The sequence below is a fragment of the Roseibium album genome (assembly GCF_001404515.1).
Classification (GTDB): domain Bacteria; phylum Pseudomonadota; class Alphaproteobacteria; order Rhizobiales; family Stappiaceae; genus Roseibium; species Roseibium album.
This window is the reverse complement of record NZ_CXWE01000003.1, coordinates 440963-454905: the sequence shown is the minus strand read 5'-3', so window position 1 is coordinate 454905 and position 13943 is coordinate 440963. Positions and strand designations below refer to the sequence as shown.

12 protein-coding genes are annotated in these 13943 nt (G+C 57.5%); 1 reads left to right on the top strand and 11 read right to left on the bottom strand.

Translation table 11 applies throughout. The annotated features are described in order from the left end of the window. Positions 1-8: 8 nt before the first annotated feature. Genes LA5095_RS11530 through torT form a run of 6 tightly spaced genes read right to left on the bottom strand, consistent with a single transcriptional unit; the run spans position 9 to position 6084 of the window. A complete protein-coding gene (locus LA5095_RS11530) occupies positions 9-1379 on the bottom strand; it encodes an acetyl-CoA carboxylase biotin carboxylase subunit (protein WP_029062781.1) in 1371 nt (456 codons plus the stop codon). Between the two features lie 11 nt (positions 1380-1390). After that, positions 1391-1633, bottom strand: a complete 243-nt coding sequence (locus tag LA5095_RS11525; RefSeq protein WP_173937339.1) for an acetyl-CoA carboxylase — start codon at positions 1631-1633, stop codon at positions 1391-1393. A 41-nt stretch (positions 1634-1674) separates the two neighbouring features. Further along, complete coding sequence (locus LA5095_RS11520) at positions 1675-2406, bottom strand: LamB/YcsF family protein (RefSeq protein WP_055115022.1); 732 nt, start codon at positions 2404-2406, stop codon at positions 1675-1677. Positions 2407-2416: 10 nt separating this feature from the next. Then, complete coding sequence (locus LA5095_RS11515; RefSeq protein WP_055115020.1) at positions 2417-3445, bottom strand: ABC transporter permease; 1029 nt, start codon at positions 3443-3445, stop codon at positions 2417-2419. Continuing rightward, on the bottom strand, positions 3446-5008 hold the full coding sequence (locus LA5095_RS11510; RefSeq protein ID WP_082442499.1) for a sugar ABC transporter ATP-binding protein: 1563 nt from the start codon (positions 5006-5008) through the stop codon (positions 3446-3448). Between the two features lie 2 nt (positions 5009-5010). After that, positions 5011-6084: a TMAO reductase system periplasmic protein TorT gene (gene torT, locus LA5095_RS11505; RefSeq protein ID WP_055115018.1), complete on the bottom strand. Its 1074-nt coding sequence runs from the start codon at positions 6082-6084 to the stop codon at positions 5011-5013. Positions 6085-6425: 341 nt separating this feature from the next. On the opposite strand from torT, the gene LA5095_RS11500 reads away from it, so the two are divergent. Beyond that, positions 6426-7373 (top strand): LysR family transcriptional regulator, encoded by a 948-nt coding sequence (locus LA5095_RS11500; RefSeq protein WP_055115016.1) that lies wholly within the window; start codon positions 6426-6428, stop codon positions 7371-7373. A gap of 81 nt (positions 7374-7454) precedes the next feature. On the opposite strand, the gene LA5095_RS11495 is transcribed toward LA5095_RS11500, so the two are convergent. From LA5095_RS11495 to LA5095_RS11475, 5 genes are all read right to left on the bottom strand, one after another. After that, positions 7455-8246 carry a FadR/GntR family transcriptional regulator gene (locus tag LA5095_RS11495; RefSeq protein ID WP_055115014.1) on the bottom strand — a complete coding sequence of 264 codons (792 nt, stop codon included), beginning with the start codon at positions 8244-8246 and terminating at the stop codon, positions 7455-7457. 34 nt (positions 8247-8280) lie between these two features. Then, the gene (locus tag LA5095_RS11490; protein ID WP_055115012.1) at positions 8281-9291 is read right to left on the bottom strand and encodes an ABC transporter ATP-binding protein; all 1011 of its coding nucleotides are present in this window, start codon (positions 9289-9291) and stop codon (positions 8281-8283) included. After that, positions 9288-11225, bottom strand: a complete 1938-nt coding sequence (locus tag LA5095_RS11485; RefSeq protein ID WP_055115010.1) for a dipeptide/oligopeptide/nickel ABC transporter permease/ATP-binding protein — start codon at positions 11223-11225, stop codon at positions 9288-9290. The genes LA5095_RS11490 and LA5095_RS11485 overlap by 4 nt, the downstream gene beginning before the upstream one ends. After that, positions 11225-12169 carry an ABC transporter permease gene (locus tag LA5095_RS11480; protein WP_055115008.1) on the bottom strand — a complete coding sequence of 315 codons (945 nt, stop codon included), beginning with the start codon at positions 12167-12169 and terminating at the stop codon, positions 11225-11227. The genes LA5095_RS11485 and LA5095_RS11480 overlap by 1 nt, the downstream gene beginning before the upstream one ends. An 83-nt stretch (positions 12170-12252) precedes the next feature. Further along, positions 12253-13812 (bottom strand): ABC transporter substrate-binding protein, encoded by a 1560-nt coding sequence (locus tag LA5095_RS11475; protein WP_055115626.1) that lies wholly within the window; start codon positions 13810-13812, stop codon positions 12253-12255. Positions 13813-13943: the final 131 nt, after the last annotated feature.

Here is a 13943-nt window from a genome sequence, read left to right as displayed (position 1 = left end):
GGATCTCCCTACTGGCTTGAGAGTTTGTCTGAATTTGCCTCGAGCCAGGGCTCCAGCCATTTCGTATGAACGTCGCCGGACAGAACATCCGGCGCCTCCGCGAGCGCCTTGAAGAGCGGCGCCGTGGTCTTGAGGCCGTCCAGTCCGAGCTCGCAGATTGCCCGTTTCAGGCGGATGATGGCTTTCTCGCGAGAGTCGGCGCTGACGATCAGCTTGCCCAGCAACGAGTCATAGAAAGGCGGGATCTGATAGCCCTGATAAAGCATGTGATCGAAGCGCACCCCGGGTCCGCCGGGGATGCGCAGATCACCGACAACTCCCGGGAAGGGCATGAAATTCGCGGCAGGATCCTCCGCATTGATGCGCACTTCGATCGCATGGCCACGATAGGTGACGTCTTCCTGCCGGACCGACAGGGGCTGGCCTCCGGCCACGGCGATCATTTCTGCCAGCAGGTCGATGCCGGTAATGCTCTCCGTGACCGGGTGTTCGACCTGGATCCTGGTGTTCATTTCGATGAAGTAGTAGTCGCCGCTGGCATCGTCGTAGAGGTATTCGATCGTGCCGGCACCCTTGTACCTGACAGCCGCCGCGAGGGCGACGGCGGATGCACACAGCCTCTCGCGGACGTCGGACGAGAGTGCGGCCGACGGAGCTTCTTCCCAGACCTTCTGGCGTCGCCGCTGCAGGGAACACTCACGTTCGTAGCAATGAATGAAGTTTTCTCCGTCACCGAGAATCTGGACCTCGATGTGTCTTGCGCGTTCGATCACCTTTTCAAGGTAAAGCCCGCCGTCACCGAATGCCGCCTCTGCTTCGGAAGACGCCTGCGGTGCCAGCGCCATGAATTCCCCGGCACTGTTCGCGATCCGGATACCCCGGCCACCGCCACCGGCCGTCGCCTTGATCATCACGGGAAAGCCGATGTTTTCCGCAAGTCTGCAGGCCTCGTTCAGATCGTCTATCACACCCTGGCTGCCGGGGACGGTCGGGACGCCGGCCTCCGTTGCTGCCTGGCGGGCGGAGGCCTTGTCTCCCATGCGACGGATGACATCACCGGACGGGCCGACAAATGTTATACCCGCCGCAGCGACCGCATCTGCGAATTCCGCGTTTTCGGCCAGAAATCCGTAGCCCGGGTGAATGGCATCTGCACCCGTTTCCCTGGCGGCCTTCAAAACCGCATCAATATCGAGGTAGGACTTTTTTGCTGCCGGTGGGCCGATTTCGACGGCCTCATCGGCCATTTGCACCGCAAGCGACGTTTCATCGGCAGAGCTGTAAACCTGGACTGTTTTCAGCCCGAGTTCCTTCGCTGCGCGAATGATCCGCACTGCGATTTCACCGCGATTTGCAATGAGTATCTTGGACAGGGACATGGAAGCTCCGATCACCCTTCGATTTCCGCGAGAACCTGACCGGGCATGATGGCGTCTTCATTTTCCACCTTGAACGCCCGGATGGTGCCGTCCGCATCGGAAATGACTTCGTGGAATGATTTCATCACCTCGATCAGGCCAATGACGTCTCCCTTGGAAACCGCGTCGCCCTCTTCCTTGTAGTTGGGATCGGAAGGTGCGGGTTTGCGGTAGAACACACCCGGCAGCATTGCCCTGACTTCGTGGATTGCCATGATTGAGATTCCCCTCTTGCCTTGTTCGGTCAGCCGACTGATCAAGCGGCCTCGATGTAGTCTTCAAGCGCCGATCGGACGGCCTTTGCGATATCCACCACGTTGGGTGTGTCGGAATGAATGCAGATTGTTTTCGCGGTAACCGGTACATCCTCTCCGGTAACACTCGTGACCTTGCCTTCGGTGACAGCGCGCAGTGCCTTCTGGCCGACCGACTGGGGATCGAGCACGGGATGTTCCCGTGTGATCAGCAGCTTGCCGTTTTGATCGTAGTCAAGATCGGCAAAGAATTCGGCGACAAACTCCAGACCTCGTGCAGTGTATATCTCCTCGTGAAGCGTACCGCTCAAGCCGAAGACAGGGACCGCGTAGGCGTGACAGGCATCGCAGATTGCATGGGCGATGTGTTCTTCCCGGGCCGCCATTCCGTAAAGCGCACCGTGCGGCTTCATGTGGCAGAGCTGAATTCCCGCCGCGTCCAGAAAACCTTTCAGCGCGCCGATCTGGTAGAGAATGATGTTTGCCATCTCCTCGCGATCGATCTTCATCTCGCGCCGGCCGAAACCAGGCAGGTCCGGCAAGGAAAAATGTGCCCCGACCTTGACGCCGTGACGGGCGCAGAGTTCGACGGTTCTGCGGATGTGGTTCGGGTCCGAGCCGTGGAATCCGCAGGCGATATTTGCTTCGGTGATGTAGGGCATGATGGCTTCATCGTTGCCCATCTTGTAGATGCCGAAGCTCTCTCCCATGTCGCAATTTATATTTGTCTGCATGTTCTGGCTCTTAGTCTTTGAGGGATGCGACGTAGCGCAAGCGGATCTGGTCGGCGATGACTGCAAGGATCAGCAATCCACCGAGGACCACCGTCTGCAGGTAGGATTCAATGCGCGCAAGGTTCATGCCGTTCTGGACCAGTCCGATGAAGAGAGCTCCCAGAATGACGTTTTCCAGACGACCCACACCACCGCGCAAACTGACGCCGGCGATCACACAGGCGGCAATCGATTCGAGCGGCATGGACGCTCCGATATTGGCTTCTCCCGTATCCAGCCGGGCCGTCAGCAGCATGCCGGCGACTGATGCCATGGCAGCGCACATGATGTATGTCCAAAGCAGTGTTGCCCTGGTGTTGATGCCTGAAAGTCCCGCCGCCTTGGCGTTTCCGCCGACGGCATAGATGTATCGCCCGAACGGGGTGCGGTAGAGATAGACGAACAGCAGGACGGCAAGCAGGGCGGCGACATAGATCGGAGTGTGGATTCCAAGGAAGGATCCGAAACCGAATACATCCCCGAAAGCCTGCGGCATGCCGTAGACCGGTGTTCCGCCCGTCAGAAACAGGGCAATGCCGAAGCCGACGGATGTCATGCCGAGCGACATCATGAAAGGTGAGACGCCGAAAAATGCGACACCAATACCGTTGCACAAACCGATCATGGTTCCTGCGACGATGCCGGCGAAGCAACCGATAAAGATAGCCAGCCAGACAGCGTCAGGCATCGCGGCATAAGCGGCTGCCATCGCCATCGCACCGACGACGGAGGTCAACGCAAGTGTGGTTCCAACAGACAGATCGAAACCGCCGGTCAGCAGAGCGAGCATCTGCCCCATCGACACGATGGTCAGAAAGACCGATTGCCTCAGGACGTTCAGCAGATTTCGACCGGTCAGGAAATTGTCGGACAGGATCGTGAACACGACAACGGCAATCACAAGCAGAAACGGAAGGATCCCCAATCTGACGAACACCTTCTTCGGCAGATCCGCCAGTGTGCTTGTACCCGCTGCGGAGCTTTCGGATGAGACGGTCATTCAAACCTCTTCTCGTTCAAAGAAATGGGCCAGGACATTGGCTTCCGTGATGTCGTCACCGGCGAGTTCGGCCTGGATCTCGCCGCGATAGAAGACGTAAGTCCGATTGGTCAGGTGAAGGATTTCGGGAAGGTCGGATGAAATCAGCAAAATGGCCGCTCCGTTCTCGCTGAGCTCGGCAATAAACTGGTAGATGGCCGCGCGTGTGCCGACATCGACGCCGACGGTCGGCTCATCGAAGACAATCAGATCGAACTCGCGGGTAAGGCTGCGTGCAAGCATCAACTTCTGCTGGTTGCCGCCGGAAAACTGTCCAGCGAGGCGCTCGATACGGCGCGGAGACAGGTTCAGCCGGTCGGCGAGTTCGGATGCGACACGGTTCTCAGCACGGGTGTTCAGGAACAAGCCTGCCGATAGCGGTGCGTTGGTCAACGAGGCGAGACTGATGTTCTCTCGCGCAGGCCGCATCATCATCAGCCCGTCGGACCGGCGGTCCGATGGCAGATACATGAAACCGCGCTTGAGCATGTCCCGGGTTTTCGGCTTGCCGACGTCCTGTCCCTTGAAACGGATCCTGCCGCTTTCTATCGGGTAAGAGCCGAAACTGGCCTGGGCGAATTTTGATTTTCCGGAGCCAACCAGCCCCGCAAATCCGACGATTTCACCTCGGCGGACAAAGGCTGACGCGCCGTTTAGCCCGCCGGAGCCAGGCGTGTGCAGGTTATCGACTTCCAGTATCGTTTCGCCCGGATTGTAGTTCACTTTCGGAAATATCTGCCCGACAACGCGGCCGGTCATCAGTTCCACAAGGCGATCTTCGCTGGTCGTGGCGGCATCGACCGTGTCGATGAACCTGCCATCGCGCAAAATGGTGATCCGGTCTCCGATTTCGCGGATTTCCGCCATGCGGTGGGTAATGTAGATGATGCCGACACCGCGTTTCCTGAGTTTGGCGACCAGTTTGAATAACTGTTCGGTCTCATGGTTTGTCAGCGACGCGGTCGGCTCGTCGAGAATGAGAACCGACGGATCCGTGCGGAAAGCCTTGGCAATCTCGACCATCTGCTGTTCCGCACGCGTGAGGTGATCGACACGGCGGCCAGGCTTCAAATGAAAGTCGAGGTTTTTTAGAATCTCCTCGGCTTTTGCCTTCTGTTCCCGCGGCCGAAGAAACCCGCCCTGTGTCGGTTCGGCACCCAGAAACATGTTCTCGGCAACCGTCATCTGCGGTATGAGCGAGAATTCCTGAAAGACCGCGCTGATGCCCAGTTCCCTTGCTTCATGAACGCTGCCGAGGTGCACCTCTTTGCCGTCGAACAGGATCTTGCCGCTGGTGGGATGATTTGCACCCGCCAGCATCGAGATCAACGTCGACTTGCCGGCACCGTTTTCACCGAAGAGTATGTGGACCTCACCACTGCGCAGATCGAAATTCATTTCGTTGAGGGCGCGGATACCGGGATAGTCCTTGGTCAGGCTTTCGGTCCTGAGGAGCGGGTGCGCACTGGTGCGCGCACCCTCCCCAACCTCCTGGACCACTGCATCCGAGGCTTGAGAGACCATTGTCAATCGACCCGGAAAACCGGTTTGAAGCCATCCGGCGCAAGGGTGGAGGACGCATCGAACTCACCCAGATTGCCCTGATGCACCACGTAAAGGGCCGGGCCGACATGCTTTTCATAGGGTTCGCCTTCCAGCGCACGCACGGCAATATCGACAGCGATGCGGCCCTGAAGGACTGTTGAGTCGGTCGGTGCGGCGAGAATCTGGCCGCGTTTCAAACCTTGCGCGACGCCGGGCGTGAAGTAGTAGGACGCGACCTTGATCTGGTCCGTCAGGCCACGCGAGCGCAGGATCGGCACGGCGACTTCGGCCGTGACAGCAGTTCCGACGACGTAGGCGAGATCGGGATGTGCCTCGAGCGTGTCTTCAACAAGCTTGGCCTGCACTTCCTTGCCGGTGTCACCGTACTTGGTTTCCACGAGCTCGATGTCGCTGCCTTCGACGGCCTTTGCAAAACCTGCATTGCCGGCTTCCACCCATCCTGCTCCGGAGGGGCCAGGGAACCACGCAACCTTTGCCTTGCCGGAGCCGGCCGGGTGCAGCTTGGCAAGGTATTCCCCTGTTTTCGCGCCCATTTCACCGAAAGAGACAAGAGATTTCGCGGTGATTTCCTTGGAAGAAATTCCATTGATCACGTCAATGACCGGGATGTCCTTGGAGCGAATTTCCTGAATAAGGTTGTTGAGGCCGTCTGCGGAAATCGCACCGATGATCACGGCATCGGCACCGGCGGAGACACAATCCTCAATCTGGGAAATCTGCTTGTTGAGTTCGGTATATCCACCCGCCTCGACGACCTGCATCTTGACGCCCAGCCGTTTGGCTTCTTCCGTCACGCCATAATCCACGCCCAGCCAGTATGCGTCTTTCATATGCGGAAAGGAGACACATACTTCCCAGGGTTTGGAGGCCTTGTCGAGCGGCACATAGGTGAAGTCCCGCCTTGGGCTGTCCATGTCGAAGGCCGGTTCCCAGACCTGAACCGGAACCGGGAACCAGTTTGCGGCCGACGCGGCCGTCACGGCTGCGAACGATATCGCCGTCGAGGCCAACAGGCCCACCAGAGTTCTTTTCATGAGTTCTCGTTCCCCTTGGATTCAAACGTTTACGGGTTTGATTTCATCGATCCGGCGGACCCTGCCGCGGGTCTTCTGCTGCGGACGGCTTGATATTGAGGAGCGCAAGCAATATTGTAAAATATGATTTTAAACATAATAATATCGAAAAAACAGATGGTATGAGCTCGAGTGATTGACATTCCGATGAGTGTCGGTTCGCCTGTTTCAACTATTAAAGCAATGAAAGATCTGACTTTATGCACTCAATACGATTGAACTTGAGCGGTAAGCGCAATCTGGGCGTGAAATGGGTTTTTATCGAAATTCAGAAAAATAGATAAACAGAATCGGAAATTCAGATGGAACCGTCTCTTCGACAAATTCGCTATTTCCTCGCCGCCGCCAATGCAGGTCAGATTTCCAGGGCAGCAATGGACCTGAATGTCTCCCAGTCGGCGATCACGACTGCTATCAAGTCCCTTGAGGACCTTATCGGGGCAAGGTTGTTTGAACGTCATGCGGGCGGCGTGTCACTGACTTATGAAGGCAATCTCTTTCTGGAACATGCCCGCCATATCATTGAATCGGTCGAAGAGGCCGTCAGGATCCCGCGCCGCATCCGCGATGATGTGAAAGGGTCGATCAACCTGGCGCTCAGCTATACGATTTCCGGCTATTTCTTCCCTCCGTTTCTCGCGCGGTTCTCACGTGCTTTTCCCAACGTGAAAATCAATCTGTCAGAGGCCGACCGCCCGACAATCGAGGAAGGCCTTGTTACGAACGGCTTCGACCTGTCGGTCATGCTGACATCGAACATCGTCAATCACGAGGAGTTGGCACACGACACTCTCTGGCGGTCCCGTCGGCGGCTTTGGGTCGACGCTCATCACAAATATCTTCAGAAACCCTCGGTCTCACTGCAGGACGTGGCCGAGGAACCCTACATCATGCTGACAGTTGACGAGGCCAGCAACACGGCGCAGCGCTATTGGAACCGCACGCCTTACAGGCCGAATACAATTTTCCGGACATCCTCGGTGGAAGCCGTGCGCAGCATGGTGGCCAACGGGATGGGTGTCTCCATCCTGTCGGACATGGTGCACCGGCCCTGGAGCCTGGAAGGACGGCGCGTTGAAGTGATCGAGGTATCGGATGAAATTCCGACGATGGATGTTGGCCTCGTCTGGCGCAACGGCCGCAGTTACAACGAGGCAACCAAGGCCTTTATCGACTTCATGCATCTGGGAATGGGAACCGATCAATCGCATAACTTTGCCGGCACGGAAATCCGGGCACCCGTGGTCTGAGGCCGGATGGCAATCGACAGAACGGGTTTGACGCCCCGCGTCGACACTGACAGCACCGCGGTGACCGTTCTGTTTGACTTGTTATCGGGAGTCGGTGGAGCTGGTTGGGGAGCTTTCCCCGGGCGGACGCATTGCGGCACGCTCCAGCATGTACTTTTCTGCTTCCAGCATGTGCCCCCGCATGATCGTCCGGCACAGTTCCGGATCCTCCGCCTTGATCGCCCGCAGCAGACGAACCTGATAGTGCAGGCCTGTTTCCCGCAAGGCAGGGTTGGGTTCCTTGTAGATCGACCGGCACACGGTCATGTCACGCAGGAGACTGAGCAGGAAGGAACAGGTGAATGCGAGGATCGGATTGTTGCAATGCCGGGTGAGTTCTTCATGAAAATCAAGCTCGGCGAGCCGCTGAGCGTATTCTTCTTCCGCTGTTTCGGGTTCGTCCTCGTAAAGCCGGATACAGCCCTGCAGTGCCTGGAAAGTTTCCGCGGTCAGATTGCCTGCAACCGATGCAGCAAGCTCGGGTTCCAATTGTTTGCGAAGCGTATAGATATCGGCGATGGAGGGCGGGTCGAACAGGAAAAGGTTGTCCAGCAGTCCGATAGCTTCCCCCGGCTCCACCGAGGAAACGAAGATGCCGCCACCCGGGCCGCTGCGGGACGATATCAATCCCTGGAATTCCAGTACTTTCAATGCTTCGCGCAAGGTCCCACGCGATACCTTGACGGATTCCGGTAACAGCCAGTCTGCGGGAATCCGGTCACCTGGACGGAGCCCGGCCTCGATAATCCGTTCGCGGATCTGTTGCGCAACGATATCCGGCCGACGCAGACGTTTGCGGGTCTTCGGGTCCAATGGTGTGTCTTCAATCTTCATGCCGAGGCTAACTTCAAAGCCAACATTCCAATGGCTATGCCTCTATTAGTGGATGATAGCAAGCTGCGATGTGGCCGGAATCGGGGCCTGGTGCCTGATCAGAGGCAGGCAGATTATCCAGACATGTCCGGGTCTTGCGGTTGCATCTGGCGGCAAATGCACATCCGGCGGGAGGATTGTAGGGGTCGGGAAGTTCGGCGGAAGCGTCTTCAGCCATCAATTCATGCCGCCCGGGAGCCGGCGCGGATCGCATGAGAAGATCCGTATAGGGGTGCATGGGTGCTTCAAATAAACTTTGCGCCGGTCCGAGTTCAGCTATCCGGCCGAAATACATGACCGCGACACGATCACACACACTCTCAACCACCGACAGGTCGTGACTGATGAAGATGTAGGTCAATCCAAAGGTCTTCTTCAAATCGTCCAGGAGATTCAGCACCTGTGCCTGCACGGAGACATCCAGCGCGGAAACAGGCTCGTCCAGCACAATCAGTTCCGGTCCGGCCGCAAGTGCGCGGGCAATGCCAATTCGCTGGGCCTGGCCACCGGAAAACTCGTGTGGATATCGTTCCAGGAATTCCGGCGCCAGGTTCACTGCCTGCAGCAGTTCTGTCAGCCGTTTTTCACGGCCATCCTTGTCCAGGTCTGTCAGATGCTTGAGCGGCGCTTCCAGAATGGTCCGGATGGTCTTGCGCGGGTTGAGCGAGGCGACTGGGTCCTGGAAGACATACTGTACCTTTCGCGCGAGGGCATTGCCGTCCTTTCGGGCAAGATCGGCCAGATTTTCACCGTCAAAAACAATCTTTCCCGACGTTGGATCATCCAGACCGACCACAAGGCGCGCCAGGGTGGATTTGCCACATCCGGATTCACCAACGACGCCAAGCGTTTCGCCTTTCCGGACATTTAAGCTCAGGCTTTGTACCGCATGAACAGCCGGAGCTCGTCCGCCAAAAAGCCTGCGTTCGCCGCCGAATATTCTTTCCACGCCGCTAATGGTCAGCAATGTGTCTTCACCGGATGTCTTTTTTCGCCCGTCGTTCATGTGGAAGGATCCGTGTTCACCGGGAAAAGACAGCGCACACTCCGGTTTGCACCGGCAGCAACAAGCTCAATGTCCCCTGTGCGACAGAGGCTTTGGGCATGTGGGCAACGGTCGGCAAATGCGCATCCGTCAGGCAGGTCGTTCACAACAGGCGGGCGCCCCTCAATCGCGTCAAGGCGTCGCTCAGGTTCGCCCAGGACCGGTACGCACTCGATGAGTTTTGCAGTGTAGGGATGTTGCGGGTTGGCCAGGATGTCGTCTGTCTTTCCGGTTTCAACAATCCGGCCGGCATACATGACAGCAATGCGGTCGCAAATTGCGGACACGACGCCGAAATCGTGCGTGATAAAGAGAATTGCAGCGTTGCGTTCGCGGCGCAGGCCGTTCATCAGGGTCAGGATCTGGGACTGAACGGTAACATCAAGTGCCGTTGTCGGTTCATCGGCAATAAGCACCCTGGCGTCATTTGCCAGTGCCATTGCGATACAAATGCGCTGGCGCATGCCTCCTGAAAGCTCGTGTGGATAGGCTGTCAGACGTTCCTTCGGATTTGGAATGCGGACAAGTGACAGGAGTTCGATTGCCTTTTGCCTGGTTTGCGCCCTGGAAAGGGGCTGATGCGTACGGATGGCTTCTTCAAGCTGATTTCCAACCGTGAAGAGCGGGTGAAGGGTAGAGAGAGGGTCCTGGAACACGTAGGCGACAGAGCCGCCGCGGAGGTCACGGATGCGCCGGTCGCTCGCTGCAAACAAATCCTCGCCCTCCAGATAGGCCGCTCCGCCCGCAATGCGACCGGGCGGCGTTGGAACCAGGCCCATGATCGACATTGCCGTGACGGATTTGCCGGACCCGGATTCGCCGACAATGCCAAGGCATTCGCCCTGGCGGAGAGCCAGGTCGACGCCGCCAACGGCATGGTAGACTGTTCCACCGATCTGAAATTCTGTGCGCAGCCGGCGCACGTCCAGGATGTTTTCGTCACCGGACGGGGCAGGAACATCTGCAGGATTGCGCAAAACCGCAGTCCGTGCGACCGGTCTCGTCAGCGACCCCGCCCGCAAACGCGGGTCCAGGATGTCCCGGACGCCGTCACCGAGCAGGTTGATCGCCATCACGAGCACAAAAATCATAACCCCGGGGACGATAGATACATGCGGCGCGGTGAACAGGATCTTGCGTCCCTCGCCAAGCATGGAGCCGAGATCGGCCTGTGGTGGCTGTGCTCCGAGGCCAAGAAACGACAGTCCCGCCGTTTCGAGGATCATCCAGCCGACCGTTGTCGACATGGTTATGACGATAACAGGCAGCACATTCGGCAGGATTTCCACAAACAGGATCTGGGCAGGAGATTTTCCCGACAGTCGTGCGGCATCAACGAATTCCCTGCGGGACAGACCAAGGGTGATTCCCCGTATGTTTCGGGCGAAAAACGGGATGTTCACCAGGGCAATCGCGTAGAGCGCATTGAGCAATCCGGGCCCCAGCACGGCAACGATGGCAAGCGCGAGCAGGATATAGGGAAACGCCATCACCATATCGATACCGCGCATGATGACGGTGTCGGTGCGCCCGCCGGCATATCCCGCGACCAGTCCAAGAACCGATCCGAAGACCGCGGCGATGATCGTGGCGGAAACGCCCACCGCAAGTGAGACGCGAGTTCCCCAGATCAGCCGGGAGAGCAGGTCTCTTCCCAAATGATCGGTTCCAAGCAGATGGCCGGCGCTGAAAATGGGCAGCAAACGGTTTGCAGGGGCAGTCACGTCCGGGTTGAGCAAAGGCAGGACGGGTGCTGCCAGCGCCAGAAGACAGACGGCAATCAGGATGATGAGACCGGCTGTTGCCAGCGTGTTGTTGAGAAGCAGGGAAAGTGTTCCCGGCCGTGCTGACTTGCCGGCCTGCCGGCCTTTCCCGCTGATTGCCGCGTTCGTCATCAGCGCAACCTCGGATCGATCAGCGTCTGCACGACATCAGCAAGCAGATTGAACAGAACATAGGCTGCCGCGACGACAAGAACTCCGCCTTGAACAAGCAACAGATCGCGCGTGGCAATCGCCTTGACCAGCATGGAACCGATGCCTGGCCACTGAAAGACCGTTTCGATATAGACCGCCCCCCCGATGACAAATCCTGCCTGAATCCCGATTACCGGAACGACGCTGACGAATGCCGACTTGAATGCATGTTTGCAGATGACCTTGCGTTCCGGGAGACCCTTGGCACGGGCGGTGCGGATGTAATCCTGCCTCAGGACTTCCAGCATCGCCGTCCGGGTGAGGCGCGCGACGACACCGGTCGCAACGACGGAAAGCGTCAGTGCGGGCAGGGTCAGGTGGTGAAAGAGATCAGGAAGGTCACCACCGCCGTAGATGGCGTACATGCCCGATGCCGGAAACAGACGAAGCTTTACGGCAAATACCAGGATCAGCAGCAACCCCAGAAAGAAGGAAGGCGTCGAAATGCCCATGAGCACAAGAAGCGTGATGATCTTGTCGGCCCATCCGTACTGGCGCACCGCTGACACGATCCCGGCCAGAAGCCCGAAGACAGAACACAGAACCAGTGCGGTGCCGGCAAGGATCAGCGTTGCGGAAAACCGTTCCAGGACTTCATCGAGCACAGGCCTGTTCAGGCTGTAGGAGCGGCCGAGATCTCCCTGGAAGAGATTTCCAAGCCAGATGACGTATTGCTCGGGCAGGCTTTTGTCGAGCCCGAGGTCCCGGTTGAGTTTGGCAACATTTTCCGGAGTGGCATAGGACCCGAGAATGGCTGTGGCCGGGTCTCCCGGGATCATGGCCATGATCAGGAAAACGATGATCGTCAATCCGAAAAGGACCGGAATGGCGGCCAGAAGACGCTTGGCGATGTAGGCGCCCAATGCTCTTGCTCCCTAGCATGCCGGAACTGAGATGAACACGATTGTCCCGGCGGCTTTTCGTTCGCGCCGGGACAATCTCCTGTTTACTGCGGCTTCTTGACGTCCTGCAACATCAGGAAAAAGGACGGTTGCAGCTTGAAGTCTTCGACGGACGCCCTGGTGACAGCGTTCTGTTTCCAGTTGGCAACGAAAACCCAGGGAGCGTCTTCCCTGACGATTTCCTGCATTTCCTTGTAAAGAGCGGCGCGTTCGTTCTGATCGGTCACCTGACGGGCCTTGTCCAGAAGTTCGTCGACCTTTGCATTGGAATAATATCCGGAGTTGAAACCGCCCTTGTCGGGAAATGCTTCCGTGCGAAGAGCCAGAAACGGCAGCGTGTCCGGGTCATTGGTCATCCAGGCCATTTCAGCCATGGCTGCCTTGCCCTCAAGGCCGGGATTCACCTTGCCCAGAAAGGTGTTCCATTCATAGGTTTCGATGTTGACGTTCATGCCGACGGCCTGAAGATCTGCCTGGATTGCCGTGCCCATAGCAACGGGATCCAGCATGCCGGAACCGCCTTCGGTGACGTAGAAGGTGATTTCCTCGCCGTTGTAGCCTGCTTCTTTCAGCAGTTCCTTCGCCTTTTCCGGATCATATGGATAGGGCTCGAGGCTTTCGTTATACGCCCAGGCGAAGGCCGGAGGCGTCGGGCCGGCGGCGACGTCTGCCGTGCCTTGAAGAATGTTGTCAACGAGCGCGGTCTTGTTGATTGCATAATTGGCGGCTTGCCGGGCTGCCCTGGTATCGAACGGAGCCTCCCTGGCATTCAGGATCAGGAACCAGACGTGAGGACCGGCCTGCTCAAGAACACTGAAACCCGCGTCCGACTTGAATTGCTGCAAACTGTCGGGCGGAACTTCAACCATGACATCCAGTCCACCGGACAGCATTTCGGCGATCCGCGTATTGGCATCCGTGATCGGGCGGTAGATCAGGGCTTCCAGGGCCGGGGCGCCGTCCCAGTAGTCTTCGTTCCTGACCGCCACGACCTTCGCATTTGCTTCCCATTCACCGAACTTGTAGGCGCCGGTGCCCGATGGGTTCCGACCAAAATCCTTGCCGTGTTTCCTGACCGCTTCCGGAGAAACGATCAGGCCGGTCGGGTAGGCGAGATTGGACAGGAACGGCGCATAGGGCGCATTCAGCTTGAAGGTTACAGTGGTGTCGTCTTCCGCGATCACGTCTTCAACCGCGGAGAAGAAAAACGACAAGGGGAAAGGGCCTGTGTCGTGGTATGGGTGTTCTTCATCCAGCATTCGGTCGAAATTGAACTTCACTGCCTCGGCGTTGAACGGTGTGCCGTCGTGGAAGGTGATGCCATCGCGCAGTTTGAAGGTATAGGCCTTGCCGTCTTCGGAGATCGTCCAGCTTTCGGCAAGTGAAGGTTCGACTTCCAGCGTACCGTCCTTGTAGCGCGTCAGACCGTCATAGAGATTGACGAGGATACGGAAGTCGTTGACCGCCGTTACGGCCTGGGGGTCCAGCGATTTCGGTTCCGCGATCTGACCGACAACCAGAACATTGGGTGGAGTTTGCGCTTGTGTCTGAGGCGCAAATGCAAAAAAGGCCGAGGCAACTGCCGCAGCTAAAATCTTTTTCATGACCATTCCCCTCTTTGTGTCTTCATCTAATTAATCATGATTAATTGCATATTCGCAATAATTATTTCATATTAATTTTCATCCGGGGACTGACATACCGGGGAAAACAAGGCTTAAGCGCTGTAAATCAG

What these genes read in the sequence shown, in the direction of transcription:
- LA5095_RS11530 (WP_029062781.1), bottom strand. Translation starts at nt 1,379, where the DNA reads ATGTCCCTGTCCAAGATACTCATTGCAAATCGCGGTGAAATCGCAGTG.
- LA5095_RS11525 (WP_173937339.1), bottom strand. Translation starts at nt 1,633, where the DNA reads ATGGCAATCCACGAAGTCAGGGCAATGCTGCCGGGTGTGTTCTACCGC.
- LA5095_RS11520 (WP_055115022.1), bottom strand. Translation starts at nt 2,406, where the DNA reads ATGCAGACAAATATAAATTGCGACATGGGAGAGAGCTTCGGCATCTAC.
- LA5095_RS11515 (WP_055115020.1), bottom strand. Translation starts at nt 3,445, where the DNA reads ATGACCGTCTCATCCGAAAGCTCCGCAGCGGGTACAAGCACACTGGCG.
- LA5095_RS11510 (WP_082442499.1), bottom strand. Translation starts at nt 5,008, where the DNA reads ATGGTCTCTCAAGCCTCGGATGCAGTGGTCCAGGAGGTTGGGGAGGGT.
- torT (WP_055115018.1), bottom strand. Translation starts at nt 6,084, where the DNA reads ATGAAAAGAACTCTGGTGGGCCTGTTGGCCTCGACGGCGATATCGTTC.
- LA5095_RS11500 (WP_055115016.1), top strand. Translation starts at nt 6,426, where the DNA reads ATGGAACCGTCTCTTCGACAAATTCGCTATTTCCTCGCCGCCGCCAAT.
- LA5095_RS11495 (WP_055115014.1), bottom strand. Translation starts at nt 8,246, where the DNA reads ATGAAGATTGAAGACACACCATTGGACCCGAAGACCCGCAAACGTCTG.
- LA5095_RS11490 (WP_055115012.1), bottom strand. Translation starts at nt 9,291, where the DNA reads ATGAACGACGGGCGAAAAAAGACATCCGGTGAAGACACATTGCTGACC.
- LA5095_RS11485 (WP_055115010.1), bottom strand. Translation starts at nt 11,225, where the DNA reads ATGACGAACGCGGCAATCAGCGGGAAAGGCCGGCAGGCCGGCAAGTCA.
- LA5095_RS11475 (WP_055115626.1), bottom strand. Translation starts at nt 13,812, where the DNA reads ATGAAAAAGATTTTAGCTGCGGCAGTTGCCTCGGCCTTTTTTGCATTT.